Below are 22,793 nucleotides of genomic sequence, written 5' to 3'. Positions count from 1 at the left end.
TTCTCCAGCTTCTCGATGAGCGGCTTCACGAGGTTCTCGTTGCGGCCGGAGTAGATGACGAGTCCGGCCGGTTCGTCGCTGCCGCAGGCGGGGAGCGCGGGGTCCGGGCGAAGCCGTGTTCGGGTCAGGCGCGGTTCACGCCGCGGCGGCGTGTGAAGAGCACGTAGAGACCGAGGACGATGATCGCGCCGAGGATCGAGCCGATGATGCCCGACGGCTGCAGGAAGCCCCCGTTGGGGTCGGCGCCGAAGAGCAGGAAGCCGAGGAAGCCTCCGACGAACGACCCGACGATTCCGAGGACGATCGTCAGCAGGATGCCCATGCTCTGCTTGCCAGGGATGACGGCGCGAGCGATGAGGCCGGCGATGAGCCCGATGATGATCAGGCCGAGGATGGTCCAGAGCATGATTCTCTCCTTCTGTCTCGTGGACGCCGCGGGGGGTGTGGCGTCTCGTGTGAGATGACGAAGACGCTATCGCCGCGATCGCGCACCGGGATGCCTCTACCGCTCAAGGCCTGAGCGCGGTAGATTACGCACCCGTCAATATGGGCAAGCGTTTTCCGACGATCTGGGCCACAATGGGACCGTGACCGACCTCACCCTCCGTCTCGACCAGACCGACCTGACCGTCACCGCCGCGGGCGTCGACATCGCGCGCTACGCGTTCGACCCGGGCGGGGCGGTCTCCGAGGGCCCGAAGCCCTACCTCCACCCGTTGCGAGCCCTCGACGGCGCGGTGATCACCGGCTTCCGCCCGTGGGACCACCGGTGGCACAAGGGCCTGCAGATGACCTGGACCCACGTGTCGGGCCAGAACTTCTGGGGCGGCAACACCTTCCGCCCGGAGCACGGCGACTACGCGCTCCTCGACAACGTCGGCAGCATCCGCCACGACGGCTTCACGACGCTGAGCGATGCCGGACCCGAGGTCTCCTTCACGGAGGAGCTCACCTGGATCACGCAGGGCGGTGAGGAGTGGATCACCGAGACCCGCACGCACCGCTTCCACGGCGTCGACACCGACCGCGGCCTGTGGGCGCTCGACTTCTCGTCGACACTGCGCAACGTGTCGGGACGCGAGCTGGAGCTCGGCAGCCCCACGACCGAGGGCCGGCCGAACGCCGGCTACACCGGCTTCATGATCCGGATGCCTCGTGCCTGGACAGGCGGCCGCGTCCTGGCGGGCGGGTTCCCCGACGACGCGGGCGATGACGGCGTCATGGGCCAGGTCGCGCCGTGGGTCGCCGTCTCAGGCGAGCACGACGACGTGGACGGCGGCGCCACGATCCTCGCGTTCGCGGGCACGTCGACGGGGGCGCCGCCGATCCGCTGGTTCGTGCGCAGCCAGCCGATCCCGGTGCTCGCGCCGTCGCCTTCGTTCGACGAGTACGTCGTGCTGGCCCCGGGTGACGAGCTGTCGCTCGCACATCGGCACGTCTTCGGCGACCGCATCTGGACGCCGGACGAGACGCGGGCACTGGCGGAGGAACTCGCCCCGTAGTCAAGCGGCATTGCATTCCCGGCTCCTCTCGCCTCATCTCTCCGACAGGTCAACCGGGCTTCTACATGGGCATGTGCGCCGAAAACGTCCTGCAGAAGCCCGGTTGACCTGTTGAGAACGGGTGGCGGCGGCGGCCAAGCCCGTGGGCTGGGATGCCGCAGACTCAGCCGGCCGTGACCTCGAGCTCCGTGCGTACCGGGAGGTCCCAGGCCGAGGGGCCTGCGGCCACTGTGTACGTCCCCGGCTGCACCCGCAGGGCGCCGGCGTGGAGCCAGTCGTCGACCGCCCCGGCGAGGCGCACGGCGTCGTCCCACACCGCGAGGCGCGCGGGAGAGAACGACAGTTCGACGTCGCGGGTCTCCCCAGGCGCGAGCCGCACGCGGCGGTACGCCACGAGCACGCGGCGCGGCGCCGGCAGCGGCAGGTCCTCCGCCGGCAGCGCGTACAGCTGCACGAGCTCCTCGGCGTCGCGGTCGCCGGTGTTGCGCACCCGCACCACCGCGTCCACCCGGGACTCGTCGGCGCGCGGCGCGAAGCCGGCATGCCGGTGGGTCGGCGCAGGCGCGGGGGTCGCAGCATCCGTGATCTCCACCGACTCGTACGCGACCGACGTGTACGTGAGTCCGTGCCCGAACGCGAAGGTCGGCTCGTCCGGCTGGTGGCGGTACGTCGCGCCCTGGCGGAGCGTGTCGTAGTCGAACAGGTCGCCCGCCTGCTCCTCGGTCGCGGGCCAGCTCTGCGAGAGGCGGCCCGACGGCTCACGGTCGCCCGAGAGCACGTCGATCACGCCGTGTCCGAGCTCCTGCCCGCCGTGGCTCGACCACACGACGGTCTCGGCGTCGACGCCCTCGAGCACGTAGGGGTAGCTCGACACGATCGTGAGCACCGCCCGCGGGTTGGCCTCGCGCGCAGCGCGCCACACCTCGGCCCATGCCTCGGGCAGGCGCAGGTGCGGACGGTCCTCGGTCTCGCGGCCGTTGAGATGCGGGTCGTTGCCGACCGCGACGATGACGGCGTCGGCACGCGCGGCCGCTTCGGCGACGGCCGCCGCACCCGACCGCACCACCCGCACACCGAATCGCTCGGCCTGGTCGAGCGTGACGGCCTCGGCGGCGAGCAGCCCCGAGTCGCGGAACACCCGCAGCCACCGGCCCGACCCGAGGTGCAGGAGCGACCACGTGCCGTCGGCGTGGACGTGCTTGCGGTAGCTCTCCTGCACGACCCACTCGCCCACGCGGGTGGCGTCGGCGCGCATCGGCCACTTCGCGCCGGTGAGCAGCAGCCGGCTCGCGTGGGAGCGGAGGGTCAGGATGCCGTCGCCCCAGTCCGTCACGTCGAACAGCGCGCCGTCGACAGCGGCGTCACCGGCCGCCTCGACCACCGAGCCGTCGGAGTTCGACACGACATAGCGAGCGTTCGACGAGGCCCGGAGCGCGATCGTGTCGGCGCCGGTCACCACCTCGGCCTCGCCGAACCGCTCGGCGGCGGCCGCGCCGATGCCGACCGCGTACGGCGGGGTGCCCGCGTACCAGTCGGTGAGCACGAGGTCGGCGAGGGGGCCGACCACCGCGACCCGTGACGCCCGGGAGAGCGGCAGCACGCCGGCGTCGTTCCGCAGCACGACGACCGACCGCGCCACCGCCTCCCGGGCGAGTTCACGGGCCCCGGGCGCGTCGATGGCGTCGGCGCCGATCCCGGCGTACGGGTCGGCGTCGCCGTCGAACTCGCCGGTGCGGATGCGCAGCTCGAGCAGCCGCAGCACAGCCTGGTCGACGTCGTCCGTGGTGAGCAGCCCCGCGGCGAGCGCCTCCGTCACATAGCCGATCGTGGGCGCGGCGTTCGCCTCGTTGTCGGTGAAGGAGTCGAGGCCCGACGTCACCAGGGCAGCCGCGGCGTGCACGTGATCGGGCTGGGTGCGCTGCGTGGTCACGAGGAACGTGGGGGCGCCGGCATCCGACACCACTGCGATCGATTCGTCCGACCAGCTCCGGGCCTCCGCGACGAGCTCGGGCTGCGTGTGCGCCGGGACGCCGTTCACGCGGTTGTACGCGAGCATCATGCCGCCGGCGACGCCCTCCTCGATCGCCTGCCGGAAGGCGGGCAGCTCTTCCTCGTGGAGCGTGCGCAGCGACATCTCGGACGACGTCGTCGAGCGGTCGGTCTCGTTGTTGTACGCCAGGAAGTGCTTCAGCGCGGGCACCGTGCGCCACACGCGCGGGTGGTCGCCGCGCAGACCCCGCGAGTACGCGGTGCCGAACACCGCGGTCACGTGGGGATCCTCGGAGTAGCCCTCCTCGTTGCGCCCCCAGCCGGGATGACGCAGCGTGTTGACGACCGGGGCCCACACGTTGAGGCTCACCATCGGATTCTCGGCCCGCTTGGCGCGCACCTCGACAGCGGCCACCTCACCCACCTTCTCGACGAGGTCGGTGTCCCACGTCGCGGCGAGGCCCACGGGCTGCGGGAACACCGTCGCCCGTCCGAGCCACGCGACGCCGTGCAGCGCCTCGCAGCCCGTGTGCCACGCCGACATCCCGAGCCGCTCGACCGCGGGCGCGGCCTGGTGCAGCATCGCGATGCGCTCGTCGGGTGTCAGCCGGTCGAGGAGGTCTCGCGCGCGCGCCGCGAGCGGCTGGTCGACCTGCCGGAACAGCGGCTGATCGGGCGTCGGCTCCCCTGCGATCGTCGTGGTCGCAGCATCCGTTGCCACGTCAGTCATCGTGCGTTCTCCTCGATCTCGATACGGAGCTCTCCGGATGCTGCAGCCCGGGCGATCCGGTCACCCACCTGCAGCGCCCACGGGGCGTGGGCGTCGTCCGTCGACGCGATGATCGTGGCGCCCTCGCGGCGCACGCGGAACGTCGTCGCGCCGACGCCGTCGATGGATCCTTTGGCGTCGTGGCCCGGCACCCTCGTCTCGCGGTGGTAGCCGTCGGGCAGCTCGAAGCAGCGCAGCGTGACCCCGTCGGACCAGTCGTAGTCGGGGCGGCTGTCGTCGGAGCCGAACGGCAGCACGGTGCCGGGCCGCACCCGCAGCGGCACCGAGTCGTAGCCGTGGGTCTCGGAGATCCACCGGCTGCCGCCCACCACCGAGCCGTCGAGGAGAGAGGTCCACTCCCCCTCGGGCAGGTAGTACTCCACACTGCCGTCGGCCGTGAAGATCGGCGCCACGAGCAGCGCGTCGCCCAGCATGTACTGGGTGTCGGCGTCGAAGCCCGAGCGGTCGCCGGGGAACTCGAGCGCCATCGGGCGCATCATCGGCGTACCGCAGCGATGCGCCTGCTCGGCGGCGCCCGCGAGATAGGGCATGAGCCGCATCTTGAGCTTCGTGAAGGAGCGGGCGATGTCGACCGCCTCGTCGTCGAAGGCCCACGGCACCCGCACCGACGACGAGCCGTGCAGCCGCGAGTGCGACGACAGCAGCCCGAAGGCGAGCCAGCGCTTGAACAGGCCCGGGTCGGGGGTGCCCTCGAACCCGCCGATGTCGTGGCTCCAGTAGCCGAAGCCCGACATCGCGAGCGACAGGCCGCCGCGGAGGGACTCCGCCATCGACAGGAACGTCGAGTCGTTGTCGCCGCCCCAGTGCACCGGGAACTGCTGCGAGCCCGCGGTCGCGGAACGGGCGAACACGACCGCATCGCCCACACCGTGGTGCCGCTCGAGGGCGCGGAACACGACCTCGTTGTAGAGCTTCGCGTAGTAGTTGTGCATGCGGTGCGGGTCGGATCCGTCGTGCCACACGACGCCCTCGACCGGGATCCGCTCGCCGAAGTCGGTCTTGAACGCATCGACCCCCTGGTCGAGGAGTCCCTGCAGCTTCGCGACGTACCAGTCCGCAGCATCCGGGTTCGTGAAGTCCACGAGTCCCATGCCCGCCTGCCACATGTCCCACTGCCACACGCTGCCGTCGGTGCGCTTGAGGAGGTAGCCGTTGTCGGCCGCCTCACGGAACAGCGCCGACCGCTGCGCGATGTAGGGGTTGATCCACAGTGAGACGTGCACATCGCGCTCGTGCATGCGGGCGATCTGCCCGACCGGGTCGTGGAACGCGCGGGAGTCCCACTCGAAGTCGCTCCACTGGTACTCGCGCATCCAGAAGCAGTCGTAGTGGAAGACCGAAAGCGGGATGTCGCGCTCGGCCATGCCGTCCACGAACGCGCTGACGGTGTCCTCGTCGTAGCTGGCGGTGAACGACGTCGTGAGCCAGAGCCCGAACGACCACGCGGGCACGCGAGCGGGGCGGCCGGTGAGCGCGGTGTAGCGGCGCAGCACGTCCTTCGGCTCGGGGCCGGCGATCACGTAGTAGACGAGGGACTCGCCGCCCACCGAGAACTGCACGCGCGAGTTGACCTCGCTGCCGACCTCGAACGAGACGTTCTCGGGATGGTCGACGAACACGCCGTAGCCGCGCGAGGTGAGGTAGAACGGCACGTTCTTGTACGCCTGCTCGCTGGAGGTGCCGCCGTCGGCGTTCCACGTGTCGACGACCTGGCCGTTCTTGACGAACGCGCCGAAGCGCTCACCGAGCCCGTAGACGCGCTCGCCGGGCTCGATGCTCAGCTGCTGGTGCACCCACGTGGGCTTCGTCCCGCCCGCGGCCGTGCCGGCGGTGCCCGCCGTGCCCGCCGTGGCGGCGGTGCCGTTCTTGCCCGTCGTGTCGGTGAAGTGGCCGATCGAGCGCGGCAGCGAGCTCGTGAGAACGCGCCCGTCGGCCTCGAGGAAGTCCACGCGCCATTGCCCCGCCTCGCGCGCGACGCGCACCTTCAGCGGGCCGGCGTCGAGCACGCCGTCGTTCTCGCCGACCGTGATCTCGGGCCGGAATCCTTCCGCCCCGAAGATCTCGAAGTCGGGGCCACGGTGCACGGCGCCCGCGTGGCGCTCGACCCGCACCTTGACGACGCCCGGCGCGGGCGCCGAGAACGTCACGGTGAGCAGTGCGCGGTTGAGGGTGTCGCCCCGGTCGCGGATCGCTGCGGTGGGCGCATACACGGTCATCGTGCCCGACGCCTCGTCGACGCGGATGTCGTCGACCTCGACCGCGTACAACGGGGCGAGGCCGGGCCTGGTGAGCCAGTAGCCATCGGTGAACTTCACTCTGCGTGCCTTTCGATGAGCACCATGGCGGCGCCGGGGGCGAGCGTCGGCCGCCCCTCGACGTCCGCGTCCGACAGGAGATCGCGGCGCGGGCCGGGCAGCATGATGTGCCGGGCCCGATCGCCGTGGTTGAGGAGGAAGAGGGCCTCGCCGCGCTGGACCGCCTCGACGTCGTCGGGCAGCACGCGGTCAGGGGTGACACCCGTGACGCCGGCCGCGTCGAGGGCGTCGTCGAGCACCGCGGCGAGCGCGTCGTCCGACAGGATCGCCCCGAGGTACCACGCGGTGCCCGCGCCGACGCCGTTCCGCGTGATGGCGGGTGCGCCGACCAGGTGGCCGGCGCCGAAGCGGGCGAGCACGTCGGCGCCGTCGGCGCGGAGGCACTCACCGAGGACGGATGCCTCGACCCGCGCCGGCGCGGTCGTCCAGGTCGGCTCCACGGTGACGGGCGTGGGCGCGTCCGGAAGACCCACCCACTCTTCGCCGCTCACGCCGAGCAGGTCGCGCAGCGGCACGGGCGAGCGCCCGGTCAGGATGCCCGCGTTGACGTCCGCCACCCCCGAGAAGGGGCCGACCACGAGGCTCGCACCACGCTGGACGGCCGTGCGGAGGGCGGCGGCAGCATCCGTCTCGATGATGTACGTGTGCGGGACGAGCACGGTGGCGTACGCCGACAGATCGGCGCCCGGGCGCACGACGTCGACGGCGATGCCGCGGCGCCACAGCGCGCGGTGCCACCGCTGCACCTGCTCGAGCGTGTCGAGGCGCTCGGTCGGGCGGCCGGGCTCGTCCGCGGCCCACCGCGACGGCCAGTCGAAGAGGAGGGCGACGGATGCCGCGACCCGGCCGCCGACCACCGGCCGCAGTCGCCGCAGGTCGGCGCCGAGCGCGCACGTGGTCTCGAAGACCTCGGTGTCGGCGCCGGCGTGCGGCAGCATCGCGGAGTGGAAGCGCTCCGCTCCCGTGCGCGCCTGGCGCCACTGGAAGAAGCAGACCGCATCGGCGCCGCGGGCGACCGCCTGCAGCGAGTCGAGACGGGCACGATCGCGGCTCTTCGGAAGGTTGTGCGGACGCCACGACGTCGCACTGACCGCCTGCTCCATGAGCACCCACGGGCGGCCATGCCCGAGGGAGCGCATGAGGTCCTGCACGAGCGCGATGTCGCTCGAGGCGGTCACGGAGCCGTGGTCGGGGTACTGGTCGTCGGCGACGACGTCGACATCGCCCGCCCACTCCCACAGGTCGGTGAGCGGCTCGAAACCCATGAAGTTGGTGGTGACGGGCTGCGTCGCCCCGGCCGCGCGGATCGCGTCGCGCTGCTCGGTGAAGACCCGCTGCAGCGCCCACGAGGTGTACCGCCGGAAGTCGAGCGACTGCGCGGGGTTCACGAGATACGGCATGCGCCGGGGCGGCACGATCTCGTCGAAGTCGCGGTAGCGCTGGGCCCAGACGAGCGTGCCCCACGCGTCGTTGAGCGCGTCGATCGAGCCGTAGCGCTCGCGCAGCCACAGCCGGAACTCGCGAGCGGCCTCGTCGCCGAAGTCGATCTGGCCGAACTCGTTGCCGACGTGCCACATGCGCACCGCGGGGTGAGCGGCGTAGCGCTCGGCGAGCACGGTCGCGATCGCCAGGGCGCGCTCGCGGTAGACGCGCGACGCCGGCGTGAACTGGTTGCGCGATCCGGCGGCGAGGCGCACACCGTCGGGGTTCACCGGAAGGGTCTCGGGGTGGAGGATGCCGAGCCACGGCGGAGGCGACGCGGTCGGGGTCGCGAGGTCCACAGCGACACCGCGCGCGTGCAGCAGGTCGAGCACCTCGTCCAGCCACGCGAAGTCGTACTCGCCCGGCGACGGCTCGAGGCACGCCCAGCTGAACACCCCGACCGTCACGAGGTTGACGCCGGCGCGGACCATGAGCTCGGCATCCTCCTGCCAGACCTCGCGCGGCCACTGCTCGGGGTTGTAATCACCGCCGAAGCAGATGCCCAGGTCGCGGGTGATCTCGGAGAACGCGTCGAGCAGGCGCGGGTCGGGGGTGGTGGCCATGGAGCGGGGAACCTCTTCGCTGAGCTTCGATCGGGCGGTCACGGGATGTCGGAGAGAAGTGCGTCGAACTTTCGAAGCGCTTCAACACTGAGACGGTATACTACGAGGGTGTCGTTGTCCACGCACCGCGATGATGCGGCTCCGCAGCCCGATCCGGTCCCTGAGCCCGCCGAAGGGCTCCACGCCCTGCGCGCCTCGGCGCCCGCGTCACGCTGGCTCGAGGCCTACCCGGTCGGCAACGGCGTGCGCGGTGGGATGTGCGCCGGGCTCGCCGGCGGCGAGCGGCTGTGGCTGAACGACATCACGGCGTGGTCGGGGCACGCCGGCGCCGACCCGCTCGAGGGCGTCGCCGCGCGCGGGCCCGAAGCGCTCGAGGCCGTGCGCGCCGCGATCGACGCCGACGAGCTCGACGCCGCCGAGGCGCTGCTGCAACGCATGCAGGCACCGTGGGTGCAGGCCTACCTTCCGTTGGGCTGGGTCGACCTGACGGTGGAGACGGATGCCTCGGCCCCGGCGCCCACGCTGTCCGCGAGGCGCCTCGACCTCGCCACGGGCGTGGCGACGCACGACTACGTGCTCGGCGACGTGGACGTGCGTCACCGCACCTGGGCCGACCTCGTGACGGGCGCCATCATGCACGAGGTCACGGCGAGCGAGCCCGTGCGGGTGCGCCTCGACGTCGGGTCGCTGCTGCGGCCGCGCTCTGCTCCGCGGTCGGCGGGCGGCGACCTCGCCACCGAGTGGTGGCTCCCCGTCGACGTCGCACCCGGCCACGAGGCTCCCGCCGAGCCCATCCGCTACGACGAAGAGCACGGCCGGCACGGAGCGATCGTCGTGCAGGCACGCGGCGCCTCCGACATCGTCGACGGGGCGCTCGTCGGCGCGGCCGCCACCACGCACCTCTTCGCGATCGCGACCGCCACCGCCCCCTCGCTGCCCGGCGACCCGGCCGATGGCCGGGATGCCGAGGGCCGCGCGGCGGCGCTGCTGCGCAGCATCCGTGGATCCCTCGATGTCCACGCGACGGCCGCCGAACTGCTCGCAGCCCACGAAGCCGCGCACGGGGAGCTCTATGCGCGGTGCGCGCTCGCGCTCCCGGCATCGGACGACGCCGCGACGCTCGACACCGTCGACCGCGTGCGCCGCGCGCAGGAACGCGACGACCCGGCGCTCGCCGCCCTCATGTTCCACTACGGGCGGTACCTGCTGATCGCGTCGTCGCAGCCCGGTGGGCTGCCGGTGACGCTGCAGGGGCTGTGGAACGCGGAGCTTCCGGGACCGTGGTCCAGCGCGTACACCCTCAACATCAACACCCAGATGGCGTACTGGCCGGCCGAGACGACGGGCCTCCCCGAGTGCCACGAGCCGCTGCTGCGGTTCACGCGGCGGCTGTCCGAGACCAGCGGCCCCGAGGTCGCCCGCGAGCTCTACGGCGCGGACGGCTGGGTCGCACACCACAACTCCGATGCGTGGGCCTTCGCCGCGCCCGTCGGCGCCGGTCACGGCGACCCGGCGTGGGCGAACTGGGCACTGGGCGGCGTGTGGCTCGCGCTGCACCTGTGGGAGCACTACTCGTACGGCGGCGACCGCGCGTTCCTGCGCGACGAGGCCTGGCCGGTCCTCGTCTCGGCGGGGGCGTTCGCGCTGTCGTGGATCCAGACCGACGGCGAGCACGCATGGACGAGCCCCTCAACCTCGCCCGAGAACCATCACCTCGACGCCGAGGGCCGCGAGCGCGGCATCGCGGTGTCGGCGACGATGGACGTCGCCCTGCTGCGCGAGCTCGCCGGCGTGTGCCGCGCCGCGGCGGCCGCCCTCGACCTCGACGAGCCGTGGATCGCCGAACTGCGGGGGCTCACGGCCGCGCTCCCCGACCCGCAGGTGTCGGCGCGCGGCGACCTGCTCGAATGGGATCGGGAGCGCACCGAGGCCGAGCCTCTCCACCGCCACCTGTCGCACCTCGTCGGGCTGTTCCCGCTGGCGCAGATCACGCCCGAGGCGACGCCCGGCCTCGCGCACGCAGCATCCGAGTCCATCCGCTTGCGCGGCCCCGAATCGACCGGCTGGGCCCTCGCCTGGCGCGCGGCGATGCAGGCGCGCCTGGGCGACGGCGAGGCCGTGCACACCCAGCTGCGCCTCGCGCTCCGGCCCGCGGACGAGGGCTCACAGGCCCACCGCGGGGGCGTCTACCCGAACCTCTTCAGCGCCCATCCGCCGTACCAGATCGACGGCAACCTGGGCGTGACCGCGGCGATCGCGGAGGCGCTCGTGCAGTCGTTCGACGAGCCCGCCGCCGGCACCGGGCCCGCGCGCGTCACGCTGCGACTGCTGCCCGCGCTGCCGCCGGAATGGCCGGCCGGCCGGGTGCGCGGCATCCGTGCCCGCGGGGATGTGTCGGTCGACGTCGAGTGGTCCGGCGGAGAACTCGTGCGCGCGCGGCTACGCGCGGGGGCGCGAGCGGTGACAATGAAAGTGCACGGGCCGGACGGTTCGATCGGAACGTACGAGCTCGCACCCGGAACCACACGGGTGATCGAAGGCGGAGAGCAGGGGACCTCATGGTGACGATCGCGGACGTCGCACAGAAGGCGGGCGTGTCGATCTCGACGGTGTCGTACGTGATGAGCGGCAAGCGGGCCATCTCCCAGGAGACCCGCGACCGCGTCGAGAAGGCGATCGACAGCCTGGGCTTCAGCCCGCACGCGGGCGCGCGCTCGCTCGCGTCCCGCTCGACGAACGTCATCGGCCTCCAGGCGCCGCTGCGCACCGGCGTCGACGTGCACGTCGTCATGCAGATCGTCACGGGTGTGGTGACCCAGGCCCGCAAGCACGGCTACGACATCCTGCTGCTCGCCAGCGACGACTCGAAGGCGCTGCAGCGCGCAGCGAAGGGCTCGATGGTCGACGCGCTGCTGGTGATGGACGTCGAGTCCGACGACCCGCGCATCGACACGCTGTCGGGTCTGGGGCACCCGAGCGTGCTCATCGGCCTTCCGGAGGGCCGGCGTGCGGTCCCCTGCGTCGACTTCGACTTCGAGGCCGCCGGCTGGCTCGCGGTCGACCGGCTCGTGGCGCTCGGGCACCGGCGCATCGCCCTCATCGGCTCGCCGCCCGAGGTGATGTCGCGCCACACCTCCTACGCCGACCGCCTCGCACGCGGCTTCCTCGCGGCGTGCGACGCGAACGGCGTGACCGGCACGGTGCACGTGTGCCCGAGCTCTGCCGAGTCCATCGCCACGGTCGACGCGGTGATGACGGACGACCCGAGCATCACGGGATTCTTCGTGCACAACGAGGGCGCCCTCCCCCACGTCGCTACGACGATCGCCCAGCGCGGCCGCCGGCGCGGCGACGAGCCCGCCATCGTGGCGCTGTGCCCGGACGACGTGGCGCGGTCGGTGCCGGGTCTCGCCGACAGCATCGCGGTGCCCGCCGAGGCGATCGGCGCGGCGGCGACCGACATGATCTGCGAGATCCTGACGAGCGGAGCGAAGCCCGCCGTCCGTCTGCTGCCGCCGGCGCTGACCGGCACGCCCACGACGGCATGAGGATCGATCCCGACAGCCGCGCCCTGGGCGGTTTCTCGACGTTCCTGACGTTCGTCGGGCTCAATCTGCTCTACATCGTCGTGTGCCTGCCGGTCGTCACGATCGGCGCCGCGACCAGTGCGCTGTACGAGGTCGCGATCCGCTACTCCGACGACGAGAGCGGGCGCCCGCTGAAGGACTTCTTCCCGGCGTTCCGCGCGAACTTCGGGCGCGCGACCGTGCTCATGCTGTGCCTGCTGCTCCCCGCGGTGCTGCTCGGTTTCTCGAGCGTGTTCTGGTTCTCGCACCCCGCGCTCTTCGCCGGCGTCGCCGGAGTGCTCGCGGTCCTCGGCGCGGTGTACCTCTTCGCGGCGTTCCTGTTCGCGATGGCGCAGATCGCCTACTTCCGCAACACGGTGGGCCAGACGCTCAAGAACTCGCTGCTCCTGCCCGCCGCGGAGCCGGTGCGCACCCTGGGCGTGCTGGTCATCCCGGTGACGGCGGTCGCTCTGACGATCCTCTTCCCGCCGGTCGCCATCCTCGTCGCCACAATCGGCTTCTCCGTCGGCGCCTACGCGACGGCGTTCATCTTCCGCAGCGTCTTCACCCGCCACGAGGCCTGACCTCCTCGTCTCCAGCGAGCGGCACACGCTGATGGTGCTCGATGAGACGGTGCTGATGCTCGCCAGCCGGGCTCCGACACCCTCTCAACCGGTCGATGAACTTCCGGCTCACACGAACCATCGATCGGAGCCAGGATCCCCCCTTCCCGCTCGCGAAACCGGTGTCATGTGAGCTGGAAGTTCATCGACCCGAGGGGGAGGTTCGACGCCGGGCATGAGCGTCGGGATCGCGGGCTCCGTGTGCATGACCCGGGGGCACGGCAAAGGGCTCGGGATGCTGCATCCCGAGCCCTTCGCCGACGGCTGCGCCGCTAGTTCGAGAACTCCTTCGCCACGGCGACGCGCGCGTCGTTCTGCGACTTCGCGTTGGCCATGTCGAACTCGAGCACCTTGTCGTAGCCGAGGCCGGCGGCGGTCTCGATGAGCTCGTCGCGGAGCGACTCGAACTGGGCCTCGTTCTCGGCGAAGACCATCTGCCACGAGAACTGCTTGATGATCTCCTTGACCTGGTTGCGCAGGGTCTCGATCTCGGAGTCGTCGGCCGGGGCCGCGTAGCTCGCGCCCGGGGCGACGAGCACCTGGTCGTTGGTCTGCAGGTACTCCATGGTGGAGGTCGCGTCGCCCATCTTCGCCGACCAGTCGACGGTCAGCGGGTTGGCGATCGAGGCCTGGTAGCTCGGCCAGAACGTGTAGCTGTACGGCAGGCTCGTCTCCGGGTCGGTGTCGATCGGCAGCACGGCGCTGAGGTTCAGGGCAGACACGCCGTCGGCGTACTCTCCGCCGCCCCACTCCTCGGGAACGGTCGCGCCACCCTGGAGGAAGACCTCGTTGCCGAACTCCGTGAGCTCGGGCTCACCGGCGTCGTTGACGTCCCACGTGAGGCCCTTCGGGCCCGCGGACGCACCGGTCTGGCTGCTGTTGGCGTACGCACCCTCGGGCGAGTAGAGCCAGTCGATGAACGCCGCGATGCGCTCGGGGTCTTCCGCCTTCGAGCCGATCGCGAACACCTGCTTGCCGCCGTACGCTTCGGCGCCGTAGGAGAAGATGTTCTGGTCCGCCAGGGGCACCATCTGGAAGCCCTTGCCGGCGGCCATGTTCTCCTCGGTGTTGAAGGCGGACTGGCCCAGCCACGGCCACCACGAGAACAGCACTTGGCCGTTCTGGAACTTCGAGAAGAGCGTGTCGTAGTTCTGCGTCGTCGACTCGGGGTCGACGAGGCCGAGCTGGTTCGCGTCGAAGTACAGCTTCAGATTGCGGATGTACTCGCTGTCGGGGTCGAGGATGCTCTGGTAATCCGAGCCGTCGGCCTTGGCCAGCACGAAGCCGATCTCGTCGTAGCCGTAGAAGCAGGCGGGCTGCTTGGCCGTGACCATCATGTTGCCGTCCCAGTCCTTGAACAGCGAGAAGGCGTAGGTGGGCTGGCCGTTGTCGGCGGTGGGGTGCGCGGCCTGCATGTCGGCGAGCACGGGCAGGAGGTCCTCGAGAGTGCCGATCTCGGGGTAGCCGGCCTCCTTGTAGTAGTCCCAGCGGAGGTACGGGCCGAAGGTGGGGTTGAGGCCCTCGGAAGGCTCGGTCGGCTTGAGCGAGGACACGGCCGACGGGAAGCCGTAGACGCCGTCCTTGCCGTCGTTGAGGTGCTCGACCGCTGCGTCGAACTTCGCGAGGCTGTCCATCGCGCCGTAGTAATTGGCGGAGTCCTTGACCAGGCCGCCCTCGATGAGCTCGTCGAGCTTCTCGCCCTTGTCGGTGATGATCAGGTCGCCGAGATCACCGGCCGCCACGCGGGTGTTGTAGAGGGTGTCACCGCCGCCCGCGACGTTCGGGGCGATGATGTTCAGCTTCATGTTGAACTTGTCTTTGACGATCTTGGCGAACCAGCCCTGCTGGACGCCCATGTAGTTCGCGAGACCGTCGAACACGTCGATCGTGATCTCCTGGTCCCACTTCTCGGGGAACTGGTCGATCGCGCCCTGGTCGTCGCCGCCGGCGCTGCAGGAGGCGAGCGAGCCCGCGGCGAGCAGCGCCACGAGAGCCAGGGACACCTTCTTTCGAAGCGTCATTGCTTTCCTTTCTTGGTGGTTCTCTTGTGGTTCGTGGCCGCCGTCAACCCTTGACGGCGCCCAGCATGATGCCCTTCACGAAGAAGCGCTGGAACAGCGGATAGATGAAGATGATCGGCAGCACGACCAGGACCGAGACGGTCATGCGTATCGAGGTCGGCGTCTGCTCGGTGGCGAGTCCGGCGATCTGGCCGATGTTGCCGCCGGCGTTCTGCGCGGCCTGGGCGAGGCTCGAGGCCTGGTTGATGAACATGTAGAGCAGGTACTGCAGCGTGTACAGGCTCTGATCGGTGATGTAGATCAGGGTGTCCTGGAAGCTGTTCCACTGCGTCACCGCGCTGAAGATCGCGATCGTCGCGAGGATCGGGGTCATGTTCGGCAGGTACACCTTGAAGAACACCTGCAGGATGTTGGCACCGTCGACCTCGGCCGCCTCCTGCAGCTCCTTCGGCATCGACTCGACGTAGGTCTTCGCCAGGATCACGTTGAACGGCTGCACCACGAACGGCAGCACGTACACCCAGAAGTTGTTGGTGAGGCCCAGCGTCTTCATGATGATGAACACCGGGATCAGGCCCGCGCTGAAGTACATCGTGATGATGAGGAAGCGGTACCAGAACTTGCGGCCCCACATCCGGGTCTGCGTGAACATGAACCCGAGGAACGCGGAGGCGAGCACGGTCAGCGCCGTTCCCAGCACCGTGCGCCCGATGCTGACGACGGTGGCGAGAGGCAGGCCGGGCAGCTGGAAGACCTGGGCATAGTTCGACAGGTGGAACCCGACCGGCCAGAGGCGCACGTCGCCGAGCGCCGAGATGTCGTTCGCGCTGACGGAGTTGATGATCAGGTAGTAGAACGGGTACGCGCAGATCAGCGCGAAGAGGAGGAACAAGGCGTAGTTCGCCAGGCGGAACACCGTGTCGCCGACCGTCCCGCGGTAGCGGGCTGAGGTGTCGCCCTGCTTCGTCGTGGTGAGCGTCTTCGTCATCGTCGTGGTCATGTCGCGGCCTCTCAGACGATCGATTCGCCGCGGACGCGCTTGGAGACCGCGTTGACGGTGAGCAGCAGTGCGACCGAGATGAGGCTCTTGAGCATGCCGATCGCGGTGGCCATCGACAGGCTGTTGCCCGTCATGCCGATGTTGTAGACGTACAGATCCAGCACCTGGATCCACTGCTTGTTGAACGCGTTCTGGAACACGTAGTACTGCTCCATGCCGTTGTTGAGGATGTTCGCGATCGACAGCAGCAGCAGCACGAGGTAGGTCGGCATCAGCTGCGGGATCGTGATGTACCGCATCAGCTGGAACCGGCCGGCGCCGTCGATGCGCGCCGACTCGTACAGCGACTGGTCGATGCCCGCGATCGCGGCGAGGTAGATGATCGCGCCCCAGCCGAGTCCCTTCCAGATGCTCCAGAGCGTCATGGTGATCCAGACGTTCTGGTCGGTGTCGAGGAACTTGACGGGCGCCGTGATGAGTCCGGCGTCGGTGAGGACGTCGTTGACGAGGCCCGAGCTCGAGAACAGCGAGAACGCGATCATGTAGACGAGCACCCACGAGATGAAGTTCGGGAGCGCGGTGAGCGTCTGCACCGAGTTGCGGAACCACGGCGCCTTGATCTCGTTGAGGAGGATCGCGAAGAACAGGGGCAGGACGGATGTCGCGATCCCGAGGAAGCTGATCGCGAGCGTGTTCAGCAGCACCTGGCCGATCTGCGCCATCTGGGTGGGCGATGAGACCAGCATCTGGAACCATTGCAGGCCGACGAACTCGCTGCCCTCGAGCCCGAGCGCCGGCTTGTAGTCGTACAGCGAGTAGATCCACCCGTACAGCGGCAGATACGAGAAGAGGAACGCGAGGATCAGGAACGGAAGGATGCAGAGGAACAGCGTGAACGACGTCCGGCTTCCTGCAGGGCGCAGTCGTCGGCCTCGGCCCTTCTTCGCGTTCTTGTCGAGGTTGTGGACCGCCGCCTCCTGGAAGACGGTCTGCGCCTGCGCCTGAGTGGTCATCGGGTCGTGCCCTGCTGCGCGGCATCCGCCGAGGAGGGCGCCGGGTGAGCATGATGCCGTTCCATGTCACTCCTTCGTGTACGTGGCTGCCGCTCTGTCGAGGGGCGGGGATCCGGGTTCGATCATCGAACCGCTTCGATTTCGAACCGCTTCGATTGAAGAGTAGGCGGGCGGTGCCCGATTCGTCAAATGTCTCCTCGTAACGCGGGGGTAACGATCAGAAGCGCTCCCCGCACTCTCCCGCGCCGCGGAAAGCGCCTACCATTGTCGGATCGGATGCGCGGGGGCGTCCGACCCGGACCCTTGCCCGGGTGAGCAGGACGGGACGGACGACATGAAGCGAGTCGGCATCCGCGATGTCGCCGAGCGTGCCGGCGTCTCGATCAGCACCGTCTCGAACGCGCTCAACCGCCCCCACATGGTGAGCCAGCGACTCGTCGAGCGCGTCCGCTCCGCCGCCGACCAGCTCGGCTATGTGCCGCTCCAGGCCGCGCAGCAGCTGCGGGCGGGCCGGTCGGGACTCCTCGGCATGACGGTCATCAACATCGCCAATCCGTTCTTCGGCGACATGGTCGCCGGCGCAGAGGACGCCGCGTCCGCCGCAGGGCTGCGCATCCTGGTGGGCAACTCGAGCGACGACGTCGCCAAGGAGCGCGACCACCTCGAGCTGTTCGAGCGCGTCCAGGTCGAAGGCGCCCTGGTGAGCCCCTTCGGCCCCCTCGAACCGTGGCTGCAGCGCCTGCGTGGCCGCGGCATCCCGGTCGTCCTGGTCGATGCGATCGACGACACGGGCGAGCTGCCGTCGGTGTCGTTCGACGACGTGGCCGGCGGCCGGCTGGCGGCTGAGCACCTGCTCGCCGCCGGGCGGCGGCGGCTCGCGTTCGTGGGGGCACGCGAAGAGGTCCGGCAGGTGCGCGAACGCCTGCAGGGCGCGCGGCTCGCCGTCGCCGCCCACCCGCGCGCCACCCTCGAGCCGATCTGGACCGAGCGCACGACCTCCGAGGTCGGCGTCGCTTTCGGCGAGCAGCTCGCAGCGCGCTCCCCCGCCGACCGCCCGGACGGGATCGTCACCTCCAACGACCATCTCGCCATCGGGGTGGTGCACGGACTGATCTCGCGGGGCGTGCAGGTTCCCGAAGACGTCGGCGTCGTCGGCTACGACGACATCGAGTTCGCGGCGATCGCCGGCGTGCCGCTCACGTCGGTGCGCCAGCCGGCACGCGAGATGGGCCGCACAGCCGCGGAGATGCTGCTCGCGCGCATCGGCGGCACCGCGGGCGCCGACCTCGGAAACGTGGTCTACCGGCCGGAGCTGATCGTTCGCGCCAGTACCATGTCCTCATGACGCAGAAAGCGTTTACCGGACCTATCCGCATCATCTCGATCGCCCAGAGTCCCCGCCCCGGCCGTTCCGTGCTGAAGCTGCTCGCCCGCAGGCCAGGCCGCATGACCTTGGCGATCCTCGCGTTCGCGTGCAAGGAGATCCCGCTGTGGTTCCTGCCGGTGGTCACGGCGCGGATCATCGATCTCGTCGCGACCGGCGGAGAGGTCTCGACGGTGCTCGTCTGGTTCGCGGTGGCCGCCGTGCTGCTCGTCCAGAACTACCCGATGCATATCATCTACACGCGCAACTTCATGACCGTCGTGCGCGACACCGGGGCCGACCTCCGCAACGCGCTCGCCGCTCGCCTGCAGAGTCTCTCGATCGGCTACCACACGCGGGTGAGCTCCTCGATCGTGCAGACGAAGGTCGTGCGCGACGTCGAGAACATCGAGCTCATGCTCCAGCAGGTGACGCACCCGCTGCTGTCGGCCACGATGGTCATGATCGGCGCCATCGCGATGACGGCGATCGCCGTGCCGCAGTTCCTGCCGGTGTATGCGCTCGCGATCCCGATCGCCATCGGCATCCGCTACGGACTGCGCAACCGCTCGCGCGAGCGCAACGAGGTGTTCCGTCGCGAGGTCGAGACCCTCTCCGCACGCGTCGGCGAGATGGCCTCGCTCATTCCCGTGACCCGCGCGCACGGTCTCGAGCAGACCGCCGTCACGCGTGTCGCCTCGGGCGCCGACGGCGTGCGCCGCGCGGGACTGCACCTCGACATGCTGAACGGGCACGTGGCCTCGATCTCGTGGGTCGCGATGCAGCTGCTGGGAGTGGGATGCCTCGTGCTCGCGGCGATCTTCTCCCTCACGGGGTTCCTGCCCATCACTCCCGGCGAGGTCGTACTGCTGTCGACCTACTTCACTCTGCTCACCGGAGGCCTGACGCAGCTGCTCATGCTCATTCCGGTCGGCGCTCGCGGCATGGAGTCGATGCGATCGATCTCGGAGGTCCTGCAGGAGCCGGACCTCGAGCAGAACGAGGGCAAGCGCGCCGTCGCGCACGTCGGCGGACACCTCGAGCTGCAGCACGTGTCGCACCGCTACGACGGGGCGGAGCGGGATGCCGTGCACGACGTCTCGCTCGACATCACGCCCGGCGAGACCGTGGCGTTCGTGGGCTCGTCGGGGTCGGGAAAGTCGACCATGCTCAACCTCGTGCTCGGCTTCGTGCGACCGAGCTCGGGACGCATCCTGCTCGACGGTGTCGACATGCAGCAGCTCGACCTCCGCACCGTGCGCCAGTCGGTCTCGGTCGTGCCGCAGGAGTCGGTGCTCTTCGAGGGCACGATCCGGGAGAACATCGCGTACGGCCTGGACGACGTGTCGGACGATCGCCTGCACGAGGCCCTGCGAGACGCGAACGCCGCCGAGTTCGTCGACCGCCTGCCCGACGGATGGGACACGGTGGTCGGGGAGCGCGGGGCGCGCCTCTCGGGCGGGCAGCGCCAGCGGCTCGCGATCGCGCGGGCGCTCGTCCGCGACCCCCGGATCCTGCTGCTCGACGAGGCGACCTCCGCGCTCGACCCCGAGTCGGAGGAGCTCGTGAAGGAGGCGCTCAACCGCCTCATGAAGGGCCGCACCACCCTCGTGGTCGCGCACCGCCTGTCGACGATCCGCCAGGCCGACCGCATCGTCGTGCTCGAGCACGGCGAGGTCGTCGAGGTCGGCGGCCACGACGCCCTCGTCGCCGCGGCGGGCCGCTACGCCCACCTGCACGCGACGCAGGCCGGCTTCCCCCGCTGACCCGGAACCGCGAGAGGGTGGATTTCCGCACGACCACGCGTGCGGAAATCCACCCTTTCGCGATTCCGTGCCCGATCCCTCGCGTTGGATAGCGCTTTCCGGCATCACCGCCTACCCTGGAGGAGCGGATGCGGCGGGGCCGCAGCATCCGTTCGCGATCCACCTGAAGGAGCCCACCGTGACCGACACCCTCCGCTGCGCCATCGTGGGCACAGGAGCGATCGCGAACATGCACGCCAAGGCCATCGCCGCGTACCCGCACGCCGAGCTCGTCGCGGTGACCGACCTCAGCCGCGCCTCCGCCGACGCGTTCGCAGAGGCGTACGGTTCGCCCGCCGTGTACGACGACCTCGATGCCCTGCTCGCCGCCGAGCAGCCCGACGTCGTCCACATCTGCACTCCCCCGGGCGCGCACGCCGCGCAGACGCTGGCGGCATTCGCCGCGGGCGCGCACGTCGTCGTCGAAAAGCCCCCGGCACCGTCGCTGGACGAACTGCAGGCGATGACGGATGCTGCCGCCGCCGCGGGCCGTCAGCTCGCGGTCGTCTTCCAGCAGCGCACCGGGACCGCGCCCGCCCATGTGAAGCGCCTGCTCGACTCCGGCTCCCTCGGGCGGCCTCTCGTCGCGCAGTGCCAGACGCTCTGGTACCGGGACGCCTCGTACTTCGCGGTGCCGTGGCGCGGGAAGTGGGAGACCGAGGGCGGCGGAACCACGCTCGGGCACGCCATCCATCAGCTCGACCTGCTGGCGTTCCTGCTCGGCGACTGGACGCGCGTCGAGGGCCGGCTGTGGCGGCTCGATCGCGAGACGAACACCGAGGACGTGTCGACGGCGACCGTGGTGTTCGAGGGCGGCGTCGTCGCGCAGGTCGTCTCGAGCACGCTGTCACCCCGCGAGACGAGCTCGATCCGCATCGACACCGAGAAGGCCACGATCACCGTCGACCACCTGTACGGCCACGGCCACGAGAACTGGCGCATCACGCCGGCTCCCCACGTCGACGCGGCCGAGGCGGCGACCTGGGACATCACCGGCCCCGAGGAGCGCAGCGATCACGTGTATCTGCTGCGCGACGTGTTCGACGCGCTCCGCTCGGGTGCGCCGCTGCCCCCGACCGCCGAGGCTCCGGCCCGCTCGATCGAGCTGGTCGCCGCGATCTACGCCTCCGCCGATGCCGACGGCACCGTCGTGACTCCGGCCGATCTCGCCGCACACCCGACGCACCGCAAGAGCTTCGCGAGCGCCGTGATCGACCTGCGCCCGGGCCGATGACCGCCGACCAGGCCCTCGACCCCGACGCGCCCGCACCTCGCGAGATCTACCGCGACCCGGTCTACGACGGCGCGACCGACCCCACCGTGGTGCAGGGCGCCGACGGCTGGTGGATGTTCTACACGCAGCGGCGCGCCACGCATCCCGACCCCGGCCCCGGGGTCGCGTGGGTGCACGGCACCCGCATCGGCGTGGCCCGCAGCGACGACGGCCTGCGCTGGACCTACGCCGGGACGCTGGAACCGGATGCTGCGACCCTGCGCCTGACCGACGGGCCACCGCCTTCCGTGGTCGACGCGACGCACTGGGCGCCCGAGATCATCCACGACGGCACGCGCTGGCGGATGTACCTCACCGAGATCGACGGCGTGCCCACCCGGTGGGAGGGGCACGATCGCCGGATCGTCGAGTACGCGTCGGACGACCTGCGCACCTGGACCCGTCGCGGAACCGTTCCGCTCGCGAGCGACCGGGTGATCGACGCCGCGGTCGCGCGCTGTCCCGACGGCCGGTGGCGGCTCTGGTACAAGGACGAAGCGGCCGACTCGACCACCGCGGTCGCCGTGTCGGACGACCTCGAGACGTGGCGGCCCGACGGCACGGCCATCGGCGGCCGGCCGCATGAGGGCCCGTTCGTCTTCGCGCTGGAGGGCGGGTGGTTCCTGCTCACCGACGAGTGGCGCGGCATGGCCGTCTACCGCAGCACCGACGCCCTCAGGTGGGAGCGACAGGGCGGGGCGGATGCCGTCATCCTCGGCGAGAGCGGCCCTCGGCGGGACGGCGTCCAGATCGGGCGGCACGGCTCGGTCGTGGTGCTCGGCGACGAGGCCCGGCTGTACTTCTTCACGCACCCGTGGTGGGACGGCAGCGAGCTCGCCGACGCCGACGAGCGCACGCACCGGCGCAGCGCCGTGCACGTCGCGCGCCTGCGCGTGGTGGACGGCGAGCTCGTCGCCGAACGCTGACCTCAGGACGGGGCGCGCAGCCCGGATCTCCCCGCGACGCCGACGCCGACGCCGGCTGCCGCCCGCCGCCCGCCGCCGACAGGTCAACCGCGGTTCCACAGGACGCTCGCGACGCAGATTCTCCTGCAGAACCCCGGTTGACCTGTCGGGCGGGAGGAGAGGCCTGGGAGGTGCCCGCGACGCCGCCTGCCACCTGCCGCCGACAGGTCAACCGCGGTTCCACAGGACGCTCGCGACGCAGATTCTCCTGCAGAACCCCGGTTGACCTGTCGGGCGGGAGGAGAGGCCTGGGAATTGCCCGCGACGTCGGGGCGCAGCATCCGTCCGCGGAATCGCGCGGTTCTCCGCGCGTAGGGCTGGGACCGTGCACAGTTCGCCCGGACCGCGCGGCCAGTCCCCGTTACTGAATCGTTCTAATTTCTCGGGACGACGTCTTGCGAAACGTTTTTAGAGCGAGTACCGTAGCGGGCAAGCGCTTTCCAGCATCGCGAGATCAGCACCACGAGCGCCGTACACCGCACACACAGACGAGGAACGTCTCGCGCGGACAAGAACGCAGACG

Annotated in this window: 15 protein-coding genes; 8 read left to right on the top strand and 7 right to left on the bottom strand. The window is 70.4% G+C overall.

Translation table 11 applies throughout. From position 1 onward, the window contains the following. Positions 1-124: 124 nt before the first annotated feature. A complete protein-coding gene (locus tag ACFQ7C_RS09510; RefSeq protein WP_378899586.1) occupies positions 125-406 on the bottom strand; it encodes a GlsB/YeaQ/YmgE family stress response membrane protein in 282 nt (93 codons plus the stop codon). A 181-nt stretch (positions 407-587) separates the two neighbouring features. On the opposite strand from ACFQ7C_RS09510, the gene ACFQ7C_RS09505 reads away from it, so the two are divergent. After that, positions 588-1,502: a PmoA family protein gene (locus ACFQ7C_RS09505; protein WP_378899583.1), complete on the top strand. Its 915-nt coding sequence runs from the start codon at positions 588-590 to the stop codon at positions 1,500-1,502. Positions 1,503-1,665: 163 nt separating this feature from the next. Here ACFQ7C_RS09505 and ACFQ7C_RS09500 read toward each other — a convergent pair whose 3' ends face one another. Genes ACFQ7C_RS09500 through ACFQ7C_RS09490 form a run of 3 tightly spaced genes read right to left on the bottom strand, consistent with a single transcriptional unit; the run spans position 1,666 to position 8,641 of the window. Next, entirely contained in the window at positions 1,666-4,221 is a 2,556-nt protein-coding gene (locus ACFQ7C_RS09500; RefSeq protein WP_378899580.1) for a glycoside hydrolase family 3 C-terminal domain-containing protein, read from the bottom strand. Continuing rightward, on the bottom strand, positions 4,218-6,596 hold the full coding sequence (gene yicI / locus ACFQ7C_RS09495) for an alpha-xylosidase (protein ID WP_378899577.1): 2,379 nt from the start codon (positions 6,594-6,596) through the stop codon (positions 4,218-4,220). The genes ACFQ7C_RS09500 and yicI overlap by 4 nt, the downstream gene beginning before the upstream one ends. Beyond that, entirely contained in the window at positions 6,593-8,641 is a 2,049-nt protein-coding gene (locus tag ACFQ7C_RS09490) for a beta-galactosidase (protein ID WP_378899574.1), read from the bottom strand. Before ACFQ7C_RS09490 ends, yicI begins: the two co-directional genes overlap by 4 nt. 108 nt (positions 8,642-8,749) lie before the next feature. On the opposite strand from ACFQ7C_RS09490, the gene ACFQ7C_RS09485 reads away from it, so the two are divergent. The 3 genes from ACFQ7C_RS09485 to ACFQ7C_RS09475 are packed head-to-tail and all read left to right on the top strand — an operon-like array spanning position 8,750 to position 12,791. After that, positions 8,750-11,206, top strand: coding sequence for a glycoside hydrolase N-terminal domain-containing protein (locus ACFQ7C_RS09485; RefSeq protein WP_378899571.1), 2,457 nt, complete (start codon positions 8,750-8,752; stop codon positions 11,204-11,206). Continuing rightward, positions 11,200-12,189 (top strand): LacI family DNA-binding transcriptional regulator, encoded by a 990-nt coding sequence (locus ACFQ7C_RS09480; protein ID WP_378899568.1) that lies wholly within the window; start codon positions 11,200-11,202, stop codon positions 12,187-12,189. Before ACFQ7C_RS09485 ends, ACFQ7C_RS09480 begins: the two co-directional genes overlap by 7 nt. Further along, positions 12,186-12,791 (top strand): YesL family protein, encoded by a 606-nt coding sequence (locus ACFQ7C_RS09475; RefSeq protein WP_378899565.1) that lies wholly within the window; start codon positions 12,186-12,188, stop codon positions 12,789-12,791. The genes ACFQ7C_RS09480 and ACFQ7C_RS09475 overlap by 4 nt, the downstream gene beginning before the upstream one ends. Before the next feature lie 311 nt (positions 12,792-13,102). Here the strand turns inward: ACFQ7C_RS09475 and ACFQ7C_RS09470 are convergent, their stop codons facing one another. From ACFQ7C_RS09470 to ACFQ7C_RS09460, 3 genes are read right to left on the bottom strand one after another with little or no spacing between them, the layout of a single operon-like run. Then, positions 13,103-14,851 (bottom strand): ABC transporter substrate-binding protein, encoded by a 1,749-nt coding sequence (locus tag ACFQ7C_RS09470; protein WP_378899562.1) that lies wholly within the window; start codon positions 14,849-14,851, stop codon positions 13,103-13,105. A gap of 43 nt (positions 14,852-14,894) precedes the next feature. Next, entirely contained in the window at positions 14,895-15,851 is a 957-nt protein-coding gene (locus ACFQ7C_RS09465; protein WP_378899559.1) for a carbohydrate ABC transporter permease, read from the bottom strand. 11 nt (positions 15,852-15,862) lie between these two features. Then, positions 15,863-16,864, bottom strand: a complete 1,002-nt coding sequence (locus ACFQ7C_RS09460; protein ID WP_378899556.1) for an ABC transporter permease — start codon at positions 16,862-16,864, stop codon at positions 15,863-15,865. 334 nt (positions 16,865-17,198) lie between these two features. Between ACFQ7C_RS09460 and ACFQ7C_RS09455 the strand changes: the two genes are divergently transcribed. The 4 genes from ACFQ7C_RS09455 (at position 17,199) to ACFQ7C_RS09440 (ending at position 22,231) form a co-directional block, all read left to right on the top strand. Then, the gene (locus tag ACFQ7C_RS09455; RefSeq protein WP_378899553.1) at positions 17,199-18,209 is read left to right on the top strand and encodes a LacI family DNA-binding transcriptional regulator; all 1,011 of its coding nucleotides are present in this window, start codon (positions 17,199-17,201) and stop codon (positions 18,207-18,209) included. Beyond that, the gene (locus tag ACFQ7C_RS09450) at positions 18,206-19,993 is read left to right on the top strand and encodes an ABC transporter ATP-binding protein (RefSeq protein ID WP_378899550.1); all 1,788 of its coding nucleotides are present in this window, start codon (positions 18,206-18,208) and stop codon (positions 19,991-19,993) included. The genes ACFQ7C_RS09455 and ACFQ7C_RS09450 overlap by 4 nt, the downstream gene beginning before the upstream one ends. Before the next feature lie 178 nt (positions 19,994-20,171). Then, on the top strand, positions 20,172-21,266 hold the full coding sequence (locus ACFQ7C_RS09445; RefSeq protein ID WP_378899546.1) for a Gfo/Idh/MocA family protein: 1,095 nt from the start codon (positions 20,172-20,174) through the stop codon (positions 21,264-21,266). Continuing rightward, positions 21,263-22,231 carry a family 43 glycosylhydrolase gene (locus ACFQ7C_RS09440; RefSeq protein WP_378899543.1) on the top strand — a complete coding sequence of 323 codons (969 nt, stop codon included), beginning with the start codon at positions 21,263-21,265 and terminating at the stop codon, positions 22,229-22,231. The genes ACFQ7C_RS09445 and ACFQ7C_RS09440 overlap by 4 nt, the downstream gene beginning before the upstream one ends. Positions 22,232-22,793 lie beyond the last annotated feature (562 nt).

This window comes from Microbacterium sp. NPDC056569, assembly GCF_042793475.1.
In the GTDB taxonomy this organism is placed as follows: Bacteria; Actinomycetota; Actinomycetes; order Actinomycetales; family Microbacteriaceae; genus Microbacterium.
Note: the sequence above shows the minus strand (reverse complement) of the source record. Positions and strands in the feature narration are given on the sequence as shown.